The sequence below is a fragment of the Myxococcaceae bacterium JPH2 genome (assembly GCA_016458225.1).
Classification (GTDB): Bacteria; Myxococcota; Myxococcia; order Myxococcales; family Myxococcaceae; genus Citreicoccus.
In genome coordinates, this window is the sequence record JAEMGR010000005.1 from 578,683 (window position 1) to 601,995 (window position 23,313).

The 23,313-nt window shown below is 69.9% G+C and carries 18 protein-coding genes; 9 read left to right on the forward strand and 9 right to left on the reverse strand.

Features of this window, described 5'->3' with window-relative positions; all coding sequences use genetic code 11:
* Nucleotides 1-206: 206 nt before the first annotated feature.
* On the reverse strand, nt 207-1,067 hold the full coding sequence (locus JGU66_11295; protein ID MBJ6761350.1) for an FkbM family methyltransferase: 861 nt from the start codon (nt 1,065-1,067) through the stop codon (nt 207-209).
* A complete protein-coding gene (locus JGU66_11300; protein MBJ6761351.1) occupies nt 1,068-2,165 on the reverse strand; it encodes a glycosyltransferase family 4 protein in 1,098 nt (365 codons plus the stop codon).
* A 195-nt stretch (nt 2,166-2,360) separates the two neighbouring features.
* Between JGU66_11300 and JGU66_11305 the strand changes: the two genes are divergently transcribed.
* Nucleotides 2,361-3,863, forward strand: a complete 1,503-nt coding sequence (locus JGU66_11305; protein MBJ6761352.1) for an oligosaccharide flippase family protein — start codon at nt 2,361-2,363, stop codon at nt 3,861-3,863.
* Nucleotides 3,860-5,056: an acyltransferase gene (locus tag JGU66_11310; protein ID MBJ6761353.1), complete on the forward strand. Its 1,197-nt coding sequence runs from the start codon at nt 3,860-3,862 to the stop codon at nt 5,054-5,056. The genes JGU66_11305 and JGU66_11310 overlap by 4 nt, the downstream gene beginning before the upstream one ends.
* An 11-nt stretch (nt 5,057-5,067) precedes the next feature.
* Here JGU66_11310 and JGU66_11315 read toward each other — a convergent pair whose 3' ends face one another.
* Both JGU66_11315 and JGU66_11320 read right to left on the reverse strand, forming a co-directional pair.
* Nucleotides 5,068-5,985 carry a glycosyltransferase family 2 protein gene (locus JGU66_11315; GenBank protein MBJ6761354.1) on the reverse strand — a complete coding sequence of 306 codons (918 nt, stop codon included), beginning with the start codon at nt 5,983-5,985 and terminating at the stop codon, nt 5,068-5,070.
* Between the two features lie 11 nt (nt 5,986-5,996).
* A complete protein-coding gene (locus JGU66_11320) occupies nt 5,997-6,950 on the reverse strand; it encodes a glycosyltransferase family 2 protein (protein ID MBJ6761355.1) in 954 nt (317 codons plus the stop codon).
* Nucleotides 6,951-7,102: 152 nt separating this feature from the next.
* Between JGU66_11320 and JGU66_11325 the strand changes: the two genes are divergently transcribed.
* From JGU66_11325 to JGU66_11340, 4 genes are all read left to right on the forward strand, one after another.
* Nucleotides 7,103-8,254 carry a hypothetical protein gene (locus JGU66_11325; GenBank protein ID MBJ6761356.1) on the forward strand — a complete coding sequence of 384 codons (1,152 nt, stop codon included), beginning with the start codon at nt 7,103-7,105 and terminating at the stop codon, nt 8,252-8,254.
* A complete protein-coding gene (locus JGU66_11330; protein ID MBJ6761357.1) occupies nt 8,251-9,417 on the forward strand; it encodes a glycosyltransferase family 4 protein in 1,167 nt (388 codons plus the stop codon). Before JGU66_11325 ends, JGU66_11330 begins: the two co-directional genes overlap by 4 nt.
* Before the next feature lie 34 nt (nt 9,418-9,451).
* On the forward strand, nt 9,452-10,681 hold the full coding sequence (locus JGU66_11335) for a glycosyltransferase family 4 protein (protein ID MBJ6761358.1): 1,230 nt from the start codon (nt 9,452-9,454) through the stop codon (nt 10,679-10,681).
* 96 nt (nt 10,682-10,777) lie between these two features.
* Nucleotides 10,778-11,935: a glycosyltransferase family 4 protein gene (locus JGU66_11340; protein MBJ6761359.1), complete on the forward strand. Its 1,158-nt coding sequence runs from the start codon at nt 10,778-10,780 to the stop codon at nt 11,933-11,935.
* Here the strand turns inward: JGU66_11340 and JGU66_11345 are convergent.
* The 5 genes from JGU66_11345 to JGU66_11365 are packed head-to-tail and all read right to left on the reverse strand — an operon-like array spanning nt 11,921 to nt 19,058.
* Nucleotides 11,921-13,006, reverse strand: a complete 1,086-nt coding sequence (locus JGU66_11345) for a glycosyltransferase family 4 protein (GenBank protein MBJ6761360.1) — start codon at nt 13,004-13,006, stop codon at nt 11,921-11,923. The two genes, JGU66_11340 and JGU66_11345, sit on opposite strands and share 15 nt — an antisense overlap.
* 19 nt (nt 13,007-13,025) lie before the next feature.
* Nucleotides 13,026-14,504, reverse strand: a complete 1,479-nt coding sequence (locus JGU66_11350; protein MBJ6761361.1) for a hypothetical protein — start codon at nt 14,502-14,504, stop codon at nt 13,026-13,028.
* Nucleotides 14,501-15,634, reverse strand: coding sequence for a glycosyltransferase family 4 protein (locus tag JGU66_11355; GenBank protein ID MBJ6761362.1), 1,134 nt, complete (start codon nt 15,632-15,634; stop codon nt 14,501-14,503). The genes JGU66_11350 and JGU66_11355 overlap by 4 nt, the downstream gene beginning before the upstream one ends.
* Nucleotides 15,631-16,806, reverse strand: coding sequence for a glycosyltransferase (locus tag JGU66_11360; GenBank protein ID MBJ6761363.1), 1,176 nt, complete (start codon nt 16,804-16,806; stop codon nt 15,631-15,633). The genes JGU66_11355 and JGU66_11360 overlap by 4 nt, the downstream gene beginning before the upstream one ends.
* A 59-nt stretch (nt 16,807-16,865) precedes the next feature.
* Complete coding sequence (locus JGU66_11365; protein ID MBJ6761364.1) at nt 16,866-19,058, reverse strand: polysaccharide biosynthesis tyrosine autokinase; 2,193 nt, start codon at nt 19,056-19,058, stop codon at nt 16,866-16,868.
* A 208-nt stretch (nt 19,059-19,266) separates the two neighbouring features.
* On the opposite strand from JGU66_11365, the gene JGU66_11370 reads away from it, so the two are divergent.
* From JGU66_11370 to JGU66_11380, 3 genes are all read left to right on the forward strand, one after another.
* Nucleotides 19,267-20,613 carry a methyltransferase domain-containing protein gene (locus tag JGU66_11370; GenBank protein ID MBJ6761365.1) on the forward strand — a complete coding sequence of 449 codons (1,347 nt, stop codon included), beginning with the start codon at nt 19,267-19,269 and terminating at the stop codon, nt 20,611-20,613.
* A 17-nt stretch (nt 20,614-20,630) separates the two neighbouring features.
* Complete coding sequence (locus tag JGU66_11375) at nt 20,631-22,310, forward strand: hypothetical protein (GenBank protein MBJ6761366.1); 1,680 nt, start codon at nt 20,631-20,633, stop codon at nt 22,308-22,310.
* A 292-nt stretch (nt 22,311-22,602) separates the two neighbouring features.
* Nucleotides 22,603-23,310 (forward strand): hypothetical protein, encoded by a 708-nt coding sequence (locus JGU66_11380; protein MBJ6761367.1) that lies wholly within the window; start codon nt 22,603-22,605, stop codon nt 23,308-23,310.
* Nucleotides 23,311-23,313: the final 3 nt, after the last annotated feature.

Below are 23,313 nucleotides of genomic sequence, written 5' to 3' on the forward strand. Positions count from 1 at the left end.
CTTCCGCGTCACACGAGACGTCGTCGTCTTTCGCGTGGCCATTCCCATGCCTCCCAGTCGCGGCAGCCAGGCCCTGGCGCCCTCCGCAATCTGGTCAGCACCGCTGGCGACTGAGGGCCGGCGTCCAAGCCAGCCCTCGACGGACCGCATGAGCCTGGGACACGCGAACACCCCTCAGCGCGGCCCCTTGGTCCTCCGCGGCGCGCTTACACTGGCACCGGCCGGAACAAGAGGTTGGGCGAGAGCGCCGCCACCGAGAGGCCGTGAACGGTCTGCGAAGCGGGGATCTCCGCGTAGCCAACGGACGCCAGCAACGACATCACCTCGTCGCGGCTGGAGCCCGCGCGGCGCAGCAACGAGTCCACCACCTCGATGACAAGCAAGCGGGGACGCCGCGCCTTCAGCGTGGCCAACATGCCGCGCAAGACCTCGGCCTCCGCGCCCTCGACGTCCATCTTCAGGACATCCCACCGCTCCAGGGGACGTGCCTCCGCCCACGCATCGAACGTCGTGACCTGCACCGAGATGGACTGCGCTCCGGTGCCGTACAACGAACGCACGCCGACATCGTGGGACCCGAGCTCGGCGGAGCTGCGGAGCTGCGCGGTGCGCGGACGGTCTCCCAGCGCGACCTGCACCACCTCCAGGCTCCCGGCCACGCTGTTCTGCTCCGCGAGCCGCCGCAGCCGCTCCGCCGTGTCCGGCGCTGCCTCGAAGGCAAACACCTTCCCGCGAGAGCCGTCCTGAAGCATCCGCGCCACGGGCAGGCAATGGACGCCGATGTTGGCCCCGACATCCACCAGCACTCCGCCGCCGCGCAGCTCGGCCATGAGCAAGGCATGCAGCTCAGGCTCATAGGAGCCACAGAAGAAGAGGTGTCGCTGGAGGTTGTCTCCCAGCATCACCTCGAAGCGGATGCCGTCATACGTCACGGTGAACGGCTTCTTGCTGTAGCTGAAGTGGCGGATCAGCCGAGCGTGGAAGGTCCGCGCCAGCTCCGACCGGGTGCTCCAGGGATACACCCCACGAGCCACATGCCCCACGGCGCGAACAATGGTCTTCTTCACTCAGCTACCCCTTTCAGCGTCTCGAAGCAGCGCCCGGTAGAACCCCACCACATCCTCGCGCTCGCGCGCCGGAGCGTACTCCCGATGGACGAACTCCGAGGCACTCCGCGACATGGCCTCGAAGCGAGCCGGGTCCTCACGGTGGAGTCGAATCGCCTCCTCCACGCGCTGACTGAAGGCCACGATGTTCCCCTGCTCCACGGGCAGAGACCACTCGGGGCGAAGGAACTCGCGCCCACCTTGCCCATGGAAGCCCACGACCAGGCAGCCGCACGCCATCGCCTCCACCGGCGGGAGCCCGAAGCCCTCCTGATGGCTGAAAGTGAGGAACAACGCCGAGCCCCGCAGCGCCTCGGCCACGCGCGCCGGGGTAAGCCCTTGCAGGATGTCGACGGCCCAGTCGCGCAGGCTCCCACGCGCGCGCAGCATCTGCAGCACCTGGACCGCGTCCTCCCGGTTGCGGCGCGACATGAGCGCGATGCGACGGCGAGACTCGCGCCCGCGTGCATGAAAGAGCGTGGGGTCCACCGCCGGGTGGACGCGCTCCACGCGAACGGATGGGAACGCGTAGCGCAGGTAGGCGGCGCTGTCCTCGGACACGACCAGCACCGCGCTCAGGTCCGGGTTGTCTTGATAGGGCGAAGGCGCGGTGTCCGTGAGTCCAGCGCGCGCGAAGGTGAGGTAGGCGCCCTGGTTGAAGAGGACCTGCCGGACGCCCCTCGGGAGTCGGCGGATGGAGGCGCCGTACACCTCCGGCACCACCAGGATGTCCTGGGCGCCGACGGGCGTGGAGGGCACGTGGCGGATCCGCGTGTGGTGCTCGAACCAGGTGCACGCGAAGCCCGGCCGCGAATGGAGGACCGCGGCCGAGATTCCCGCCTGCTCGAGCAGGTCCACATGGCGGTACAGCGTGCGGATGCCCCCGCTCGGCTCGTCGTAGTCCGGCGTGAGGAAGTAGACAGTGGGCGGTGTCGTCCGCGGGCCTTCGTGTCGCCGCAGCACGGGCACCTCGGCGCCAGCAGGCCGAGCCATGCCCAGACGCCGCAGCGCGGAGCGGGCCACACCGCGAAGAAGGGCTCGCGGGTCCAATGGGCTCACGTGTCCTCCTCTCGGGCGCGTGGGGCCGCGTCCCGTCAAGCGAACGCGGGTGATTAGCCGACGCGGTGGTGAGCGACAAGCAGCAAGGAGGGTCGAACTTGGATGCTCCCCTGGCCCACCTGCATGCACGGGCCCTGCCTCGACCGTCGCTTGTCCCCTCCCCTCCTGGCGCATACGCTCCCGCGCTCCCCCATCATGAGCAGCCGTCCCGCATCGAATCCGGAGCAGGCCCGGTCAGACGTCAAGACCCGCGCCTTCCGCTCCATCGTCGCCTTGACCCTGCGCACCTTTGCGTCTCAGGGGCTGCGCGTCGTCAACGCACTCGTCCTTTCCCGGCTGCTCTTCCCGTCGGACTACGGGGCGTTTGGCATTGTCGCGTTCGCGACGTCGCTCGGCGCCTATCTGGGTGACCTGGGGCTGAGCGCCTCACTGGTGCGCCAGTCGCATGAGCCCACCGAGGACGAGACCACCACCGCGTTCTGGAGCCATCAGGCCCTGACCGGCTCCATCGTGGCGCTGCTCCTGGTGCTCGCGCCGCTCGTCTCGAGCGCATACGACCTGGGTCCTTCCGGCACGCCCATGGTGTGCGCCATGGCGGTGGGCCTGTTCTTCTCCTCGCTGCGCGTCATCCCCATGATGATGCTGGAGCGCCACCTCCACTTCCCCGCCGTGGCGAGGATGGAGCTCGTCGAGGGGCTGACCCAGACCGGGACGACCATCGCCTTGGCCCTCCTCGGCTGGGGCCCGTGGGCCCTGGCTCTCGGTGGGCTCGTGCGTGGCGCGGTGGGGCTGGTGATCCTCTGGAGCGCCTCGCCCTGGCGCCCCCGTGGCCGCTTCCGCAAGGACATCCTTCAGCGCCTGCTGGGCTTCGGCATCTGGTTCCAGTTGGGAGGCATCATCCCCGCCATCCTCTCCGGGTGGATTCCGCTCATCGTCGGGAAGCTGCTGGGGAAGGACGCGGTGGGCCTGGTGAACTGGGCGTGGGCGCTCGCGTCGGTGCCGTTGATGATCAGCGGCATCCTCAACCGCGTCGCGTATCCCGCGTACAGCCGCATGCAGGAGGACGGCGCGGGGCTGGCGGAATACCTGCGCACCTCCATCCGGCGCATCAGCGCGGTGCTGTGTCTGGCCATTCCCTTCGGCGTCATCGCGCTGCCCATGCTCATCCCCATCGTGTTTGGCGAGCGATGGAGACCTGCCGCCCCGCTGGTCCAGTGGTACACGCTGGAGGCCACGCTCATGGCGGTGCACGGGCTGCTGTGCTCGCAGCAGAACGCGAGCGGACAGGCGCGTGAGCGCGTCTATGTCACCACCGTGTCGAGCATCCTGCGCGCGGGCCTGGGAACGCTCGCGGTGATGCACCTGGGCATCGTCGGCATCGGCATCATGGGCGCGACCATGACGCTGACCGAGCTGTGGCTCACCGCCTGGATGGTGGCCCGCCGCAGCCCGCATCTGACCGGACTGGAGGCCGAGGTGATGGAGCCCTTCCTGACGGTGGGCGCGCTGTTGGCGTTCGCCGTGGCGGTGTCGCGCTTCGCGACCGGCGAACAAGGCCCCCTCGTCCAGGCGCTCGTCGCGAGCGGCGCGCTGGCGCTTGGCGTGGTCGCCCGGGAGCGACTGCGCAGGGGGCTGTCCCTCATGGGCGAGGTGCGCTCCGTCGTCCAGTACGTGCGGTCGAGGCGGGCCGCCTCGTGACGAACGCCGAGCCAGGCGAGCGGCCAGGGCTCGCCGCGCTCACGGGACTGCGCTTCCTCGCCGCCATGGGCGTGCTGGGCTTCCACTACTACTGCGGCCCTTGCGAACCCCACCTGCCCGCGTGGGTGGGACAACTGCTCGGCGCCGGCTTCACCACGGTCAGCCTCTTCTTCATCCTGTCTGGCTTCATCCTCGCCTACACCTACCTGGACGCGACGGGGAACTTCCGCGGCGCGCTGTCCACCTTCGCCCGCGCCCGCTTCGCGCGGCTCTACCCCATCTACTTCGTGGCGTTGGTGGTGGAGCTTCCCTTCTTCATCCGCTCCACCCAGCTCGCTGCGCCCAAGGCGAGCGCGGTCGAGGTCTGCCGGCACACGGTCGCCACGCTGACGCTCACGCAGTCCTGGGGCATGGATGTGTCGCGCCCCATCTGGAACATCGTCGCCTGGACCCTCTCGGTCGAGGCCTTCTTCTACGCGGTCTTCCCCCGCCTCGGCCCCAGCCTGGGTCGCCTGCGCGCGCGGAGCCTCCTCGCCGTGGCCGCAGGCGCATGGTTGCTGGGACTCAGCCCGCATGCCGCGCCCTTGGCCGAGTCGTGGTTGAGCGCCCATGACGCGCCGGCGCTCCTGCGTTCAGCACTGAGCGCGTGGAGCCGAGCGATGGCCATCGCCATTCCACTGGCGCGGCTGCCGGAGTTCGTCATCGGCGTCTGCCTGGGCGTCCTCTTCCTTCGCGCGCCCCAGCCGGCTGGGAGTCCGCGCACGCGCACCCTGGGCGTCCTCGTGACCGGGCTCGCGCTGGCCATCGCGGTCTCATGGGTTGATGGTCCGCCCTCGCCCTTCCTGCAGAGCGCGGTCCTGGTGCCCTTGTTCGCGCTGCTCATCTTCCTGCTCGCGGGTGGAGTCGCCTGGCGAGGACTGGGACTGGCAACGCGCGGGCTCGCGGTCCTGGGGGGCGCCAGCTACGCGCTCTACATGACCCACGGCGCGGTGCTGAACTCCCTGCTCGCGCTCAACACGCGCTCCCTGGGGCTCGGGCACAACACGGTCGCCTTGCTGGCCATGCCCTGCGCGGTGCTGCTCTCGGTCGTGCTCTTCCGATTCATCGAGGAGCCCGCGCGAGCATGGCTCCGGCGGCCACGCGCCTCGCTCGCGGTCGCGAGGCCCGCGGTCCCAGCCTCCACCGGGGATTGAGGCCCAACGCGTTAGCCGTCTCGTCCCCGGCGGATCAGCGAGGTGGCGAGCACATACGGAGGGAACCCCAGCATGTAGCGCCAGCGAGGGACCTCCAGGTGATAGGCGAGGCTCCTGCGATACAGGTCCAACGCCAGCCCCCATCGACGATGCGCGAGCATCCAGTGGGTGACGTGACGCAGGCCGAAGAGCAGCATCATCAGCCGCTCCCGCCGCCGCGCCGCGCCCCCGGGATACTGCCCCTGCTGCTCCTGCTCCATCAGGAACACCGTGCCCTCGTGGCCGCGCTCCAGGTCGGTCGAAGAGGAGCCCGAGTGCCTGCGATAGCCGAGCGTCACGGGTGATTCGATGAAGGCAAATCCTGGCTCGACGCCCAGGCGGTACAGCAGGTCGTAGTCCTCGGCGACGATGCGCCGCGCGCAGAAGCCACCCACGCGCCGCAGGGCCTCCGTGCGCACCGCCACGGCGCACGCGGTCCGGATGAAGCGGGACTCCGCGCTGGCCAGATAGTCCGCGAAGAACCGCGTCCTCGGCGGCTCGGACTCCGTCCCCTTCAACTCCGATGGATCCGCGAAGGTCTTGGCCTGTCCCATCACGACCGCGGGGTCACCGTGCATCCGGATGGCCTCGCGATAGGTCGACAGCGTCCAGGGGAACCAGAGGTCATCGCTGTCGAGGAAGACGACATACTCACCGCGCGCCTCCCGAATCCCCAGGTTGCGAGCCATGCCCTGTCCCGCGTTCGCCTGGCGCAGCACGCGCACCCGGTCACCATGCCGGGCCAGCGAGGCCACCGTGTCATCGGTGGAGCCGTCATCGATGACGAGCACCTCGTAGTCCGTGTCGTCCTGCGCGAAGACCGAGGCGAGGGTCTCCTCCAACAACCGCGCGCGGTTGTACGTGGGGATGACGACGGAGAAGTAAGGCATCCGCGGCCGCATCAACCCACGCGCGTGCGCAGCCCCATCTGGGCGATGCGCGCGAAGGTGGACAGCTGCCGTTTGTACTCCGCGAGGGTCGAGCGCTGGCGCAGCAGGGTCTGCGTCAGCACCGCGGAGTTGTAGGGCAGCGTCCCCACGAGGATGAGCCGCAAGAGCGCCTCATGCATGCGGCCATGGTGCTTGCGGAAGTACGCCAGCCGGGTGCGCCACAGCTCCACGCGGACCTTGTCCGGCCCCGTCACGGAAGGACGGAACGAGCGGCTCGTCAGGTGCGTAATGACCGCTTCTGGACAGAAGGCCACCTCCCAGCCCGCCTTCCAGGCCCGGACGCACCAGTCCGTGTCCTCGGTGTTCCCCAGCGGCGACATCACTTCGTCGAGCAGCCCTACGTCGCGCAGGCACTCTTCCCGGACGACGATGCACGCGCCCAGCACCCAGTTGACCCGCGCCTCCTCCTGACCGAACTGCGCCGGGTCGATGTTCCGTCCCTTCAGGAAGTGCAGCGGGCGCGGGAGGAAGACCAGGTCGAACAAGGCCCCGGACAGCGACATGGGGCGGAACGTGCAGTTCTGGATGGTGCCGTCCGCGTTCAGCAGACGGGCGCCCGCCATGCCCACGCGCGGATTCTCGTCCATGAAGCGAACCAGGGCGTCGAAGGCCCCTTCGTGGACGATGGTGTCGTCGTTGAAGATGCAGATGTGCCGGCCCTCGGCCTGCTTCAGCACCTGGTTGTGGTTGGCCGAGAACCCCTTGCGCTCCGTGTTGAAGATCCAGCGCACGGCTGGGAAGTCGCGCTGCATCTCCGCCACGCCGCGCCCGTCCGTCGCGTTGTCCACGACCCACACCTCGTACGAGATGTCGTGCGTGGTCGCGTGCAGCGTGCGCAGGCAGTCGTGCAGCAGGTGAGGGTTGCTGTGATTGACGATGGAGATGACAAGGTCGGGCTTCTTCATGCGTCGCGAGTCGGACCGTAGCGGGCGACCTCGGGGACCTCAAGCGCACTGCGCCGACATGTTTCCCCTTCGCCACCGGAGGCGGTGTAAGACACCCGCGCTCGCCGGACGCTCCGGCATGCCCGCCTGCCCTGCGCTCGGGTGACCTTCGCGTGCACGACGCCCCTCCTGATTGGCACCTGCTGACCGGTGAGTATCCGCCCCAGCCCGGCGGGGTCGGCGACTACACCCGCCTCGTGGCCGAGGCCCTGGCTCGCACGGGAGCGGGCGTCCATGTGTGGGCACCGGGGCCCGAGGGCATCACGAACGAAGCGGGCGTCACCGTGCATCGCGCGCCGCGCCTCTTCACCGCGGGCCTGCTTGGGCTCACGCGCGCGCTGAATGCCTGCCGCGCTCCCCGTCGCCTGCTTCTCCAGTACGTCCCGCACGCCTTCGGCATGAAGGCCATGAACCTGCCCTTCTGCGCCTGGTTCGCGTCGCGACGACACGACGAGCGCTGGGTCCTCTTTCACGAGGTGGTCTATCCCTTCGAGCCGGGGGCGCCACTTCGACGGCACGTCCTCGCGGGCGTCACCCACGTGATGGCGCGCTCGGTGGCGAGCACCGCCGACCGCGTCTTCGTCTCCATTCCTTCCTGGGTCGAACCCCTGCCCGGCGATGCGCGTCGCCGAGCGGAATGGCGCCCCGTCCCCAGCAACCTCCCCACGCAGGCACCGGAAGACCGCGTGCGGGAAGCCAGGGCGGAGCTGGGAACAGGCCCCGTGCTGGGTCACTTCGGGACCTATGGGCCGAGCATCACCCGATTGCTGGAGCCGCTCCTCGTCCGCCTCCTGAGCGGAGACGCTCGGAGACGGGCGTTGCTGCTCGGACGTGGTGCGCTCGCCTATCGCGCGGCCCTCGCGGGACGTCATCCGGAGCTGGCCGGTCAGCTCAGGGCGCTCGACGCGCTGACCCCTGCGGATGCGGCGGTCCACCTCAAGGCGTGTGATGTGCTGTTGCAACCGTATCCGGATGGCGTCAGCAGCCGGCGCGGGAGTGCCATGGCGGGCCTGGGGTTGGGCGTGCCGCTCGTCACCAACACCGGGCACCTCACCGAGCCGCTCTGGCGCGAGCGGCGCCCCGTGGCACTCACGGAGGGAAGCGACCCCGTCGCGATGGCCACGGCCACGGAGCGTCTGCTCAGTCACCCCGACGAGCGCCACGCCCTGGCCACGCGCGCCGTCGAGGTCTACCAGGAGCACTTCGCGCTGGAGCGCACGCTGGAAGCGCTGTTCGCCTCCCCGACGAAGAGGCCAACGCCATGACGGAGCGACGGACTCCCCTGCGACTGGCGCTCCTGCTCGACCCTCGAGAAGAGGGCTGGCCCAGCATGGACCTGGTGGGCGAGGCCCTGCACGAGCAACTCGCCGCACGCCCCGACGACGTCGCGGTCACCTTGATGCGGCCAGGCATCCCCGCCATCGCGCGAAGCCTCCCTCGCGTGGGCGAGCGAAATGCCGCACTCAATGCGGACCGGCTGCTCACGCGCTTCGGGCTCTATCCCGCACAGGCGCTGCTCGAACGCTCGAAGCAGGACGCGTTCCACGTCGTGGACCATTCCTACTCACAGCTCGTGCATGCGCTGCCCGCGGCGCGAACAGGGGTCTTCTGCCACGACCTGGATGCGTTCCGCTCGGTGCTGGAGCCTGAGCGGGAGCCCCGTCCCGCCTGGTTCCGACTGATGGCACGAGCGAGCCTCCGTGGACTGCAGCGCGCCGCCATCGTCTTCCACAGCACGCAGGCCATCCGCGAGGAGCTGCTGCGCCACGACGTGGTCGACGCCGGGCGCCTCGTGTGGGCCCCGTATGGCGTTTCATCGGAGTACCAGCCCGAAGCGCTGCCAGGAGATGACAGCGAGGCCGTGCTGGCGCCGCTGCGAGGCAGGCCCTATCTGCTGCACGTGGGCAGCTCCATTCCGCGCAAGCGCTTGGACGTCCTCTTCTCCGTCTTCGCCGCGCTGCGAGCCCGGCATCCCGACTTGATGCTCGTGCAGCAAGGGGGAGCCCTGAACCCGACCCAGCGCGAACAGGTCGCCCGGCTGGGTCTCGGCGACGCCCTCCTCCAGCCACCACGGCAGGAGCGCGCGACCCTCGCGGGGCTGTATCGACGGGCCCGGATGGTCCTCGTGCCCAGCGAGGCAGAGGGCTTCGGGCTGCCCGTCATCGAGGCGCTCGCATGCGGCGCGCCCGTGGTGGCCAGCGACCTCCCGGTCCTGCGCGAGGTGGGCGCGGAGGCTTGCGACTACTGCCCCGTGGGCGACGTGAGCGCCTGGACGGACACGCTGGACGCGCTGCTCACCGGACGCAGACACCCCGCGCCTCGCGACACGCGCCTGGCGCGAGCGGCCCGCTTCACGTGGAGCGCCCACGCGAACACCGTGCTGGAGGCCTACCGCGAAAGACTCCCGGGCCGAGGCGGAACGGCTTGACCACCCTGGATGGGTCTGATTCCGTCCCAGCGCCTTGCGCATCCTCTTCCTCAACCCGGTGGGCATCCTGGGCGGTGCCGAGCGCGCGCTCCTGGACCTGATGGACTGCTTGCGGCGCGAAGACGCGCGCCTCTCGCTCCATCTGCTCGCGGGGACCGACGGACCGCTGCTGGATGAGGCGCGTCGCCTCGGCGTGGAGGCCAGATGGCTGCCCTTGCCCGAGCGACTGTCCGCGCTGGGAGACAGTGGCTTGCGAGGACAGGGGCTGCGCCAGACCTGGCGCTTCGCACGAGACCTGGCACCCACTCCCGCGCTCCTCGCGACATATGGCTGGGAACTCCGGCGCGCAGTGCAGCAGATCGCCCCGGACCTGCTGCACTCCAATGGCATCAAGACCCACCTGCTGAGCCCCGCCACGCTGGGCTTGCCCTTGCGGCGTGTGTGGCACGTGCACGACTTCCTCGGGGAGCGCCCCCTGGTGCGCCGCGCGCTACGGGTCCTGCGTCCACTGGCATCCGCGGCCATCGCCAACTCGCGTGCCGTGGGCGAGGACGCGCGCGCGGTGCTCGGGGAGGTGCCCGTGCAGGTCGTCTACAACGGCGTGGATGTCGAGCGCTTCGCACCGGGCCCGGGAGACGGCTCGCGTCTGGACCAATTGGCGGGCCTGCCCCCGGCGCCCGAGAACACGCTGCGCGTCGGGCTCGTCGCCACCTATGCCCGATGGAAGGGACACGAGGTCTTCCTGGAGGCCGCGGCGCGGCTCAAGTCCCAAGCCCCGTCGGCGCCCTTCACGCGGTTCTATCTCGTGGGCGCGCCGCTCTATCGCACGCCCGACTCCCAGTTCTCCGAGGACGAGCTGCGGCAACGCATCGCCTTCCATGGACTGGAAGGACGGGTGGGCCTGATTCCCTTTCAAGCCGAGCCCGCCGGCATCTACCGAGCCCTGGATGTCTTCGTCCACGCGAGCACGCGCCGCGAACCCTTTGGCCTGACCATCGCGGAGGCACTCGCGTGTGGCCGGCCCTCAATCATCTCGCAGTCGAGCGGGGCCGCCGAGGTGCTGCGCGACGGTGAAGAGGTGCTGTCCATTCCCTCGGGCGATGCCGCGGCGCTCGCCACCGCGATGCACACCCTGCTCCACGATGCGGAGAGGAGGGCACGACTCGGGCAGGCCGCCCGGCACGCGGCGGAGGCGCGCTTCTCTCGCGAGCGCTATGCCCGCGAGGTGCTCGCCGTGTACCGGCAACTCCTGGCGAGTCCGTGACACAGACCGCGCAGGGCCCAGCTTGACCCGACACCAGGGCTCTGGTTCGGTCATCGCTCCGGGGACGCACCCCGGTGCACGTCGAGGATTCGTGTCGTGAAGCAGCCGCGCCGGCTCGTCAGTGTGTCGCACTCCTATGTCGTCGGGCTCAACCGTCGACTCGCCAACGAGATGGCCCGCGTGGGCGCGGGGCGCTGGGCAGTCACCGCGGTGGCTCCGCGCTCCTTCCGAGGGGACCTCGGTCCGCTCACCCTCCAGCGCGCCCCGGACGAACCCGCTCACGTGGAGGCGGTGCGAGCCCTGCTGAGCCGGTCACTCCATGCCTTCGTCTACGGGCCGGAGCTTCGCGCGCGCCTGTCGGGGAACGTCTCCCTGGTGCACTCGTGGGAAGAGCCCTACGTGATGGCCGGATGGGAAGTGGCCATGCTCACGCCACGCCGCGTTCCACTCGTCTTCTGCACCGCACAGAATCTCTCCAAGCAATATCCCTTCCCCTTCGCGCAGGCCGAACGGTTCGTCGTGCGGCGCGCCGCGGGATGGATTGCCTGGGGCCAGACGGTGCGAGACACGCTGCTCACGCGCGCGGGGTACGAGCAGCGCCCCTCTCGCGCCATCCCCATGGGCGTGGACGTGGAGCTGTTCCATCCCAACCGTCCCGCGGGAGAAGACTTCCTGCGAGGCCTGGGCTGGGCCTCCGCCGGTCCTCCCGTCGTGGGCTACCTGGGCCGCTTCGTTCCCGAGAAGGGCGTGCCGCTCCTGATGGCCGCGCTGGAGCGACTTTCCACGCCCTGGCGGGCGCTCTTCGTGGGCGGAGGCCCCATGAAGGAGCACCTGCGCGCGTGGGGCAAACGCTTCGAGGACCGCGTGCGCGTGGTGACGGGCGTCCCTCACGGCGACGTGCCACGCGCGCTCAACGCGATGACGGTGCTGTGCGCGCCCAGCCAGACCACGCCCCGCTGGAAGGAACAGTTCGGTCGCATGCTCGCCGAGGGATTCGCCTGCGGCATCCCAGTCCTCGGCAGCGACTCAGGCGAGGTTCCACGAACCGTGGGCGACGCGGGCTGGGTGCTCCCCGAGACCAACCCCGAGGCCTGGACGGCCGCGCTGGCCCGATTGCTGGAGAGCCCGGAGCAGCGCGATGAACTCGCCGCGCGAGGACGGGACCGGGCGCTGACTCACTTCGCCTGGCCCGTGGTCGCGCGGGCCCACCTCGACTTCTTCGAGCAGATCCTCGAAGGCTCACCCCTCCAATAGCTTCACGAACGAGGCCGCCATCGCGTCCCATGAGCGGGCGCGCAGCACGTCCGACAGTGCAGCCACCCGAGGCGCCAGCGCGTCCGCCTCCGAGCGCCACGACTCCAGTGCCTGCACCAGAACCTCCACCTCGTCCGATGCGTCCAGCAGCAAGCGGCGCAGCTCGGGCGGATAGCACTCCGCCACCCCCGCCGAGCGACTCACCAGTGCGGGGACACCCGCGCACAGCGCTTCGTGCACGCCCAACCCATAGGGCTCGTAGCGAGTGGGCGCCACCAACACATCCGCCGCGGACAGGAGCACGTGGACGTCCTTCCGGAAGCCCAGGAACTGGATCCGCGAACCCATCCCCTGCGCCAGCGCCTGTCGTTCCCAAGCGCTCCGCTGGGCGCCCTCTCCGACGACCTTCAGCTCCACGTCCCACCCCTCCCGCGCGCACAAGCGAGCCCACGCGGCGAAGAGGCGATCGAACCCCTTGCGGCGATCTCCCAACGCCCCGATGAAGAGCGCCACCCGCCGCCCCTCCGACCAACCCAAGGCCGCTCGAGCCGCGCGCCGTTCATCCGGCGAAGGAGGACGGAAGCGCCCCGGGTCGCTTCCCAGATAGACAACGTGAACACGGTGCTCGGGCACGCCCGTGGCGGACAGCAAGTCCTCACGCGTGCGCGCGGAGTTGGCGATGATGATGCGCGCGCGACGCAATGCCACGCGCTCGCGTTGGACATACAGCGCGTGGCTCATCTGCGTCTTGAGCCGCCTCAGTGGAGTGCCGGTCGCCTCGGGTGCCCAGGCCCCGTGTACGTAGTGCACCCAGTTGACCGCGGGCACCGCGCAGTTGCCGCCATTGGCCACCACCTCGCCCCCCTCGGCCAGGGTGCGCGTAGCCCAGAAGCGGCCCGCCGCATCCAGGAGCGGCTCCCCGAGCAGCGCTGCGCCCGCGGGCCTCGGCACCTTCACGAAGTGCACGCGAGGGTGCTGGCGCAGCGAGTCCGAGATCCGATGCGCCACCAGACGCACCTTCCCCCCCTGTCGCACGAGCCAATCCGCCAGAGCGAGGTTCGCGCGATCCATCCCCCCCGTGTCGACGAAGTCACCTGCGATGAGGGTGTAGGGTCGCATGATGGTAGGCGCTGTAGAGCGCGGCGTTGAGCAGCCAGAACTCCATGCCGGACTGGCTCATGAAAAAGGGATAGCTGAACGTCAGCGCGAGCGCGCCCAGGTCATAGGCGAACAACAAGCTGCCCCAGAGCCAGAACTCACCGGACAGCTCATCGCGACGGCGCGCCACCTGGAATCCCCACGCCATCGTCACGAGCAACGCGAGGGGATACAGCAGGATGCCCAGCGCGCCTCCGTCGTAGACCCAGGCGGTCCACTGAATCTCCGCCCACAGCGGAGGGTGCTCGGGGTCCCGGTTGTCGCCGAAATAGGCGTTGGCCATGCCGTAGCGACCCAGCCCGGCGCCCAGCGGATACTCCGGCAGCGCCTCGCCGAACGTGCTCTCCAGGAAGTGGCCGCGGTTGCTTTGGTAGACATTGCCCGGCGTGCTGTCGAAGAGCGTGTTCCAGCGCGACAGCACCGCGTCGCCGCCCATGGTGAGCGCCCAGCCGAAAGCCAGCACGGCCAGCGTCCCCACCACGGAGGCCAACGTGACCATGCGCACCAGACGCCCACTGAGCGTCAGCACGACGCCCATGGCCACCATGCACACCGCCAACGTGACGGCGGCGGCCCGGACCTGACACAAATACAGACTCACCAGGCCAACGCCGATGCCCGCCACCGCCAGCACCTGCCAAGGCGACCTGCGTCCGCTCAGCAGCAGCCCTCCGCCCAGCAGCACCGAATAGAACGCGCCGGTGGCCGCTCCGCCCGGCAGGTCCGTCAGCCCCATGGGGCGAAAGACACGCTCACCCGTCGTCGTCTCGAACTGGAGGCTGCGCAGGTAGCCCTCGCCCTGACTTTCGACGATGGACGACAGCGCCGGCTGGAAGCGGCCCGGGAAATAGACCTGGAGCACGCCAACGGTCGCGCTCGCCATATTGAAGAGAAAGAGCAACACGACGATGCGGCGGAACATCCGCTCGTCGATGACCAGACGCGTGGCCCAGAAGATGGGCGCGAGGACCGAGAGCTGGATGCCGAGTTGCACGGCCGCAGCCATGGGGCTGTTCGTGCTCGGGTGGAAGAAGTTCAGCGCCGCGATGCCGACCGCGGCCATCAAGAAGCCCCGCGCGGGGTGGCGACGGCCCTGCCCGGGAACCATGACGAGCAGTGCCAGACTCGTTCCGAACGCGGTGATGCGAAACAACACGCGCAGCGGAGAGAGCGCGCCCACCAGCAACGCGAGCTGACAGGTGATCAGCAACGCGATGAAGAAGATGACCACGCGCCCCGAGCCCAGGAAGCCTGCCGCGGGCGCCGCGGGCTGTGGGTTCGCGGAGGTCGTCGCGGCACCCGGGGCGTCTCCTCCTTCAGGGAGTCGGACGTAGCGCTTGCGCAGCACCCCCGGGCCTTGCAGCTCCGGGCGCACTGGCCGCACGGACAGCGCGGACCTCGGGGCGCTCATCGGCCCGCCCTCCGCAGCGAGGCGACGTCACTCTCCAGTCCCGCCAGGAACGCGCCGGGCTCACACAGCGCACGGGCTCGCGCGGGCCCCGCGCTCCCCAGTGTCTCGCGCAGCGCCGCGTCCCCGATGAGCCGGCGCAGCGCACCCGCCAGCGCCTCCGCGTCAGGCTGTACGAGCACGCCACACGAACCATCCACGATCTCAAGCGGCCCACCGAGCGCGGTCGTCACCACCGGCAGCCCGGCCTGCAAGGCCTCGACGAACGCCAGCCCGAAGGGCTCCGCTCCCGTGTTGGGCTGACAGTGCATCTCCGCCGCGCGCAACAGCCGCGGGACATCCGAGCGCTGCCCCAGGAAACGCACCCGCGCCCCGAGCCCCAACTCCTCGGCCCGCGCGCGCAGCGAATCCAGGTACGCCTCTTCCTCCGGCCGCTGCGCCCCGCCAATCACCCACGCTCGCCAGCGAGGCACGTCGCGCAATTGGCCCAGGGACTCCAGCAGCAGCCGCTGCCCCTTCCACTCCTGCATGCGGCTGGCCTGGACGATGACGACGTCCTCATCGCTCGCGCCCAGCTCCGCGCGCAGCGACCCACGCGCGTCAGCGGACAGGGGCTCGGCGGTGGCGGCCAGCGGCGGGTGACGCACGCGGTGCGGCGTGCGCGGATACACGTTCGGCAGCGTCGCCGCCGAGTACCTGCTGTTCGACAGCGCGAGGTCCGGCTCGGTGACGCGCGCCCATCGCTCCAGCCAATGCGCGCCTTGCAGCGCATCGTGCTGATAGAAAATCAGCGGCACACCCGCCGAGCGCGCCACCGGACCGAAGAGCGCCTGCGGCCACGCCGCGTGACACACCACCGCCGCGAAGTCCTCGCGCTTCAGCAGCCGCATCAACTCGCGACGCGCGTTCCACACGGACCAGGGCCGGCTCACCTTCACCGGGCCAAGCAGGTGCACCCGCGCGCCGGCCTCGCGCAGCTCCGAGGCCACGCGTCCCTCGAAGCACAGCGCGAACTCGTGCCGGCGTCCGCCGTCGCGAGCCGCGTCCGCCAGCGCCACCGTGCGCAGGAAGACCTCGATGCCTCCATAGAGATTGCCGCTGGAGACGTGCAGCACACGCGGGGCCGAGCTCAGGACGCGCCTCCCGCCGCGCGAGGCAAGGACACGTCAGTGGGCGACACCACCGGCGCGGGCCGTCCGAGCGCCTCCGCGTAGAACACCAGGCTGCGCGACGCCATCACATCGTGTCGGAACTCCGCCACCGCGCGCTTCCTCGCGGCCTGCCCCAAGCGCTCGGCCAACCCTGGCTCTTCCAACAGCCGCCGCGACGCCAAGGCCAGCGCCAGCGCGTCCCCCACCAGAACCGTCAGCCCCGTCAGCCCGTCCTGGCTCACCCAGGGCACACCCGAGTGAGGAATGGCGGTGTTGATGACAGGCAACCCGCTGGCCATGGCCTCCACCTGTGACAAGCCATACGCCTCGCTGCGTGCATTGCTCGGGAACCACAAGGCCGTGGCCGCGCGATAAGCGCCTCGCAGCGCGTCCGGAGACAGATACCCCGCCCACGTCACGCGCGACTCGACGCCCAAGGCCCGCGCACGCGCACGGCCGGACTCCGCCAGCGGCCCCTCGCCCACCACCAACAGGCGCCCAGGCACGCGCGTCAGTGCCTCCAGCGCGGTGAACAAGCCCTTGTAGTAGACGAGCCGGCCCACCATCAGCCACAGCGGTCCACCGTGCGCCCGCTCACGCGCCTCGGCGTCGAGCACCGCCGACGAAGGCTCCAAGAAGGGCGCAACATCAATGCCCAGCGGCAGCGCCCGCACCTTGCGGTGGAACATCCGCAGGAGCGGCGAGCCTTGGACATACGCCTCGCTGGTGGAGAACACCCGGCGAGCCCGTGCATAGGCGATGGCCTCGAAGGGCCGAAAGAGCGCACCCGCGATGCGCTGACGGATGACGTCACTGTGATGCGTGATGAAGAGTGGTGGCAGCCGAGGCAGTGCGTCCAGCGCGAGCGTGAGCGTGGGATTGGGCGTGTGCAGGTGCAGCACGTCCACGCCTCGGGACAACGCGCGGCGCAGCACGCGCGGCAGATCCACCATCACGTCCATGCGCGCCACGGACGCCTGCCGGCCCAGCCGCACCACACGAACCAAGCCGTCCCACTCCTCGCGCGTCGCGCTGCGGCCTCGGAACTCGTGGCTCGTGTCCCCTTCATCCGCCGAGTGGTTGGCGACGAGCACCTCCACCTGGGCGCCGAGCGCGGCCTGCTCCCGCGCCAGCGTCTGGACATGCCCTTCCATGCCACCCGACGCGGGCGGATAGAACTTGCCCAGGTGCAGCACCCGCAGGCCGGCCGCCGTCACGAGTGCGCCACCCCATCCTTGGACTCGTCCGCGTACTGGCCATAACCCTGATAGGCCATGTACGCGTCGTTGTAGCGCTGGGCGCGCAGGTCCACGTCGTTGAGGATGGCCCCGTACATGCGCGCCTGCACATCCGCCAGCGAGCGCAGCGCGCGCCGCGCGGACTCGCGGTTCGTGCGTCCGGCCTTCAGCACCAGCACCACGCCATCGCTCTGCGTGGCCAGCACCGCGGCGTCCGCCACCGCGTTGAGCGGCGGGCTGTCCAGGATGATGCGGTCGAACCGCTCCGAGGCCGCGCGCAAGAGGTCCGCGAACGCCCGCGTGTGGAGCAGCTCCGCCGGATTGGGCGGCAGCGGACCGCACGGCAGCACGAAGAGGTTGGGCACCTCGGTGCTCTTCACCGCCGCCTCCAGCGAGCCCTCGCCCACCACGAGCGAGCTGATGCCCATCTCGTTGGGCACGCCGAACGCGCGGTGCAGCCGAGGCCGCCGCATGTCCGTGTCCAGCAGCAGCACGCGATTGCCGCTCTGGGCCATGGCCACGCCCAGATTGATGCACGTGGTGGACTTGCCCTCCTGCGGCCCGCTGGAGGTGATGACCATCGTCTTGAAGGGCTTGTCCGGCGACATGAACAGCAGGTTCGTCCGGATGGCGCGGCAGCACTCCGCCACCGAGGACTTCGGCTCGCGGTGCACGTACAAGTCGCGCTCCTTGGGCTGCTTGCCTCCCTCGATGCGCGGCACCACGCCCAGGAACGCGAGCCCCAGCCGCTCCTCCACGTCCGCCTGCGAGGACACGCTGTTCTCCAGGAGGTCCAGGAGCAGCGCCACGCCCAGGCCCGCGAGCAGGCCCAGCACCAGCCCCACCATCAGGTTGCGCCGCACATTGGGGCGCACCGGGGCAAAGGCGGGCCGCGCCGCGTCCAGCACGCGCACGTTGCTCGTGCGCAGGAGGCCCGACAGCTCGATGTCCTTCAGGCGCTTGAGCACCAGCTCATACAAACGCTGGTTGTTGTCCGACTCGCGCTTGAGCCGGTCGAACTCGATGGACTTCTTGTTCACCACGAAGGCCTCGGCCTTCGCCGTCTCCAACAGCTTCTCCAGGTTGCGCTCCTGCGCCACGGCCTCCGCGAGCGCCGTCTCCGCCGCGCGCACCACGTTGTTGAGGCTCTTGAGCAGGTCCTCGCGCATCACCGCCAGCTTGCGGGTGCACTCGAGGAGCTTGGGGTGTTCGGGCAGATAGCGCTCGGTCAGCTCCGCGCACACGCCACGCTGTTCCACGTAGCGCGACTTGAGCTCCTGGATGGGGCCGTCCTTGGCACCGGGCAGCGCCTCCGCCCACGTCTCATCATCCCCCGCGGACTTGCGCAGCTGACGGATGGCATCCACGCGGGCCTGCTGCTCGGCGATGCGCGTGCGCACCTCGGTGAGCTTCAGGTTGTATGTGTTGATGCGCTCGCTGACGATGCTCATCCGTGACTCCAGCGACGTGGACAACATGTCCGCGTCCTTCTTGAAGTCATAGACAGCCATCTCGCTCGTCTTGGATTGGTGCGCCAGCTCGTCGAGCCGCCCCTCCAACCAGCTCCGCGCGTCTTCCGTCATCCGCAGCTTGAGGGCCAGGTTCTCCGCCATGTACGCGGCGGCCACCTCGTTGGCCAGGAGCGCCGCGCGAGGAGGGTCTCCGTCCTCCACGGCGATGTTCATCACCCGCGAGTCCTTCTCCGGCAGCACGCGGATGCGGTGCTGGAGCATGTCCACCGCGTCCGTGGCCTGCATGGCCTGCACGCGCGCCGTCTCGTTCTGGATGTGCGCCAGCCCGAGGAAGGCCGCGTCGTTGCTCAGCCCCAGCTTGTCCACCACGCGGCTGGCCACGGCGCGCGAGGTGATGATCTCACTCTGGGTGGCGTAGTACTCCTTGTTGAACCAGTAGTTGCTGCGCTCCTCCCCCATCACTTCCTTCACCTCGCCATCCAGGATGCGGGGCGCGGTGACGTCGATGATGAGCGAGGTGCTGGCCGCGTAGACCTTGGGCTGGCGCAGCGTGTAGGCCGAGGCGACCGCCGCGACGATCGCGGCGACCCCGAGCACCACCCACTTGCGCCGCCACAGCGCACGCGCGCGCTGCACCAAGGCTGAAGGCGTCAGGCCACCCGAGGGGGCAGCCGGTTCGAACAGGCTTCCTTCCACGTCTCTCTCCCGGAGCACATCTGGCGAGGCGCGCCAGCCCGGCGTCGCCGCCCCGACCTGCACCCACACCCGCTCGAATATCCGGACCGAGCGTGCAACGTCCCCGCCGGGTTGTCCATCGTCCCGGCACTGCTTGGACGCTCCTCGTCCATTCGGCCCCACAGCAGGCTGGCACACTCCAGGCGTGCCTGTGCTACTCACCCCCGCCATGAGTCTGTCGCTCTCCGTCATTCTTCCCTACGACGCCAGCACCGCAGGGGCCGCGGCTCGCTTCGCGCGGGCTCTGTCCGGAAAGGCACAGGTCGTCCTCGCGGGTGACGGCCCCATGGACGTGCCCCCTGTGCCTGGAGTCGAAGGCGTCGTCGCGCCTGGCGGGAAGGGAGCGGCCCTGCGCGCCGCGCTGCCCCTGGTGAAGGGGGACGTGACAGTCATCCAGGACCCCGACATCGCCTACGCGCTGGATGTCTATGACACGCTGGTGCGCCCCATCCTCGACGACACGGCGGATGGCGTCTTCGGCCGTCGGCCCGGCCTGGCCCCCGAGCTGTGGGCGGATCGCGCGCTCGGAGGCGTCACCCGCTTCGTCACCGACGTGCCCCTGACGGATCCGCTCACCGGACTGCGCGCCTTCCGCACCGAGGCCCTGCGCGCCATCCACCTCACCAGTGACGACGAGGCCGTCGACGCGGAGCTGGTGGTGAAGCTGGCCGCCCACCTCTTCCGACTCACCGAGATATCCCTGCCACCGCTGCAGGGGACTCCGAAGCGCCCGGTGGCCACGCACCTCGCGCGGCTGCGCACGCTGATGCGCTACGCCACCGTGCGAGACGACGCGGACAACCAACACGAGGGTTACTCCACGCTGGAGCGCATGGACGGCGCCACCCACTACAACCAGTGGTTGGGCCGCCGGTTCCGCGAGCACCTCGGGCGCCGCGTGCTGGAGATTGGCGCGGGCATCGGCACCATCACGCGCGAGCTGGAGTCCGGCGCCGAGCTGCTCGTCGCGTTGGAGGTCGAGCGCTTCTACGTGGACCGGCTGAAGAACATGTTCCGCGGCAAGCCCCACGTGCGGCCCTACCTGTCCGACGTGGCGCTGGCGGACTGGGAAGCCCTGAAGGCCGAGCACCTGGACACCATCGTCCTCTCCAACGTGCTGGAGCACATCCCGGACGACGCGGCGGCCGTGCGTCGCTTCCGGCAAATCCTCGCATCGGAGGGCCGCGTGCTCATCCTGGTGCCCGCGCTGCCCTCGCTCTTCGGCGCCATCGACGAAGCCGTGGGCCACTACCGCCGCTACACGCCGGACTCGCTGCGCGCGCTCCTGGAGACCAATGGCTTCGAGGTGGAGCGGCTGGAGTGGATGAACCTGGTGGGCCTGCCGGGTTGGTTCCTCAACAGCCGCATCCTGCGCCGCCGCGCGGTGCCCAAGCTCCAGCTCCGCATGTATGACGCGCTCGCGCCTCTCTTCGCCCAGGCGGAGCGGAACGTGAAACTGCCTGTGGGAATGAGCCTGTTCGCCGTGGCGCGCGTCACCGGAGACGCCGCGCCGTGAGCGCCGCGCCCGAGCCCGTGACCGCTGGGGCGCCCCCCGCCGAGTCTCCCGGCGCGCCCGCTCCCAATGCCACGCCTCGGGCCATCGGAATGCCGCGCGCGGCGTGGGCCGCCATGGCGGCGCTGTACCTCTTGCTGTTTCCCTACCATCCCGGACTCCGCTCTCCGAACGAGCTGTGCCGGCTGTGGCAGACCCGGGCGCTGGTGGAGTACGGCACGCTCGACATCAACGGCGCGCTGCGGGACTACGGGCCGGTGGGCGACCTGTCCGTGAAGGACGGGAAGTACTACCCCTCCAAGGCGCCCCTGCTGTCATTCGCCGCGGTGCCCGTGTACGCCGCGCTGCGAGCCCTGGGCGGAGGCTATCGCTACGCGGTGCCCGAGGTCCCCCTCGTCTTCTTCACGCGGCTGCTGCTCACCGTCCTGCCCACGCTCGTCCTGCTGTGGCTCGTGCGCCGCTTCCTTGGGGCCCACCTGTCCGCCCGCGTCGCGGACGCCGTCACGCTGACCTACGCCCTGGGCTCGCTGGCGTTCAGCTACTCGCTGCTCTTCATGAGCCACCAGACGACCGCGGTGCTGCTCTTCGCGGGCTTCTACGCGCTCTGGAGGCTCGCGCGGGGCGAGTGGCGTGAGCGGGGCTACCTCGTGGCGGGAGCCTGTGCCGGAGCCACGGTCGCCGCCGAGTACACGGGCGCGCTGGGCGTGCTCGGGTTGATTCTCTACGCGGTCCTCACGCTGCTCTCGGGCGAAGGCCCGTGGGCGGCGCGCGCACGACGGCTGGCGCGCGCGACAGGGCTCGCCGCGCTGGGGGCGCTGCCCTTCGTGGTGGGGCTGATGCTCTACCACCAGGCAACGTTCGGACACCCGCTGGAGACGGGCTACAAGCACCTCAACGACTCGGCCTATCAGCCGTGGCACCTGGGTGGATTCCTGGGCATCCGCACGCCGGATCCGCGCGCCTTCGCCCTGTCCTTCTTCTCTCCGCTGCGGGGCCTGTTCACCCTGTCGCCGTTCCTGCTGCTCGCGCTCCCCGGGCTCGTGCTGCTGAAGCGGCAGGCGCGCGAGGCCGCGTCGCTGCGTCCGCTGCTCTGGCTCACCGCTGCGCTGCTGGTGGGCTACACGTACTTCACCTCGTCCTTCTCGTATGACTCGTGGGGCTGGACCACGGGCCCCCGTCACCTGACGGGCCTGGTGCCGTTCCTCCTGCTGCCCGTGGGACTCGTGCTGGAGCGAGTGCGCGACGCCTCGCGCCCGCTCACCCGAGGCATCGCGGCCATGGCCTGCGCGACGTCCGTCCTCTTCACCGGGTTGGCCACCTTCATCAACTACATCCCCGATGACGTCTCGACGCCGCTGTTCGGACTCGCCGAGCCGCTGCTCAGCGCCGGCTACTTCCCGCCCAGCGTGCTCGACTTCCTCGGTGTCCCGTCGCAGGTGGCGGGGCTCGCGATGCTCGCGCTGCTCGTCGGCGTGGCCGTGAGCCTCTTCGTCGAGCTGGGCCGGACACCGGACACGGGACGCCGTCTCGCGCCGAGCGTCTGGATCGCCGGGCTCGTCACCGTGGGACTCCTGGGCGCGGCGCAGGCGCTGGCCACGCGCGGAGACACCGCGGACCGCAACGCGGTGCGCTTCCTCCAGTCCGTCTGGTTGACCCCTCCCCACGGGGCTGTGTCGTTCTGGCCCCGTACGGGAGAGTGACAGCCCCGCGGGGCAATGCGCCTCGCAAAGTTTGCGCGGTACGCACGGCTTGTCATCGCAAGCCGCGTCGCTCCATACCCAGCCCTTAAAGACAAACACCCGCAACTGCTGCGCGGGACTCCCGTCTCGAACGGGCCCGTGGCTTGCTGAATCTCCAGGGCCCGCCTCCGCCCAGCCGGCGAGGAGTCCTGCGATGAACAAGCAGTTTGTGTTGAGTAGTCATCGCCTCGCGCGTCGCGCCAGGTCAAACACACACATCCGTCAGCGGACCCACCTCCAGCGTGGTTTCTCCATGCTGCTGGCGCTGGGGCTCGTGGCGCTCGTCACCACGGCGGTGCTGGTGTCACTGCGTGCCGTCAGCGCCGAAGCCAGTCTCCAGGCGCATGAGCGGCGCGCCCGCGAGGCACTCTTCGCCGCCGAGGCGGGCATGGCGGAGGGGCGCGTGGTGGTGCAGTCACTGCTCGGCGCGAGCAACAACTACACGGGCGTCATCGAGGCCCTCGGCAACCTGCGCACGCCGGGCGGAGGCGCCGATGGCTACGTCAGCGAGACAGCGGACGGGCTGCCCAGCGCGCCAGGCAACGAGTGGTACCAGGTCATCAGCCGCACCGACTACACGATGTCGCGAGGCCCCGGCGCCGCCATCGACCCAGGAGTGAGCACGCCCAACGCCGAGCTGAACGGTCCCACCGGAGTGGCCATCGAGGACTACCCGGAGCCCCTGGGCGTGCACTACCGCGTGTTCCTGGTGGATGACGCGGACGAGGCGCCTCTCTCCAACCGGCGCATCGATACCAACAACCAGGTGTGGCTGGTCTCCGTGGGCGAGGTGGATACGCCCGGAGGCATGCCCTACCGCACCATCATCCGCTCCCTCGTCACCAACGAGAACAGCATCGGTTCAGGCGGCGGCTATTGCCAGAAGGGCGGCTGTGACGCCGCTCATCAAGCGGGCGGCACGGGCGTCGTGGGTGGAGCCGGCAACGTCTACGGCGGGTAGTCG

Excerpts from the sequence above, each read along its gene's own strand:
- JGU66_11350 (MBJ6761361.1), bottom strand. The coding sequence starts at position 14,504 with ATGAGCGCCCCGAGGTCCGCGCTGTCCGTGCGGCCAGTGCGCCCGGAG.
- JGU66_11345 (MBJ6761360.1), bottom strand. The coding sequence starts at position 13,006 with ATGGATCGCGCGAACCTCGCTCTGGCGGATTGGCTCGTGCGACAGGGG.
- JGU66_11370 (MBJ6761365.1), top strand. The coding sequence starts at position 19,267 with ATGAGTCTGTCGCTCTCCGTCATTCTTCCCTACGACGCCAGCACCGCA.
- JGU66_11305 (MBJ6761352.1), top strand. The coding sequence starts at position 2,361 with ATGAGCAGCCGTCCCGCATCGAATCCGGAGCAGGCCCGGTCAGACGTC.
- JGU66_11315 (MBJ6761354.1), bottom strand. The coding sequence starts at position 5,985 with ATGCCTTACTTCTCCGTCGTCATCCCCACGTACAACCGCGCGCGGTTG.
- JGU66_11380 (MBJ6761367.1), top strand. The coding sequence starts at position 22,603 with ATGCTGCTGGCGCTGGGGCTCGTGGCGCTCGTCACCACGGCGGTGCTG.
- JGU66_11320 (MBJ6761355.1), bottom strand. The coding sequence starts at position 6,950 with ATGAAGAAGCCCGACCTTGTCATCTCCATCGTCAATCACAGCAACCCT.
- JGU66_11330 (MBJ6761357.1), top strand. The coding sequence starts at position 8,251 with ATGACGGAGCGACGGACTCCCCTGCGACTGGCGCTCCTGCTCGACCCT.
- JGU66_11360 (MBJ6761363.1), bottom strand. The coding sequence starts at position 16,806 with ATGGAAGGGCATGTCCAGACGCTGGCGCGGGAGCAGGCCGCGCTCGGC.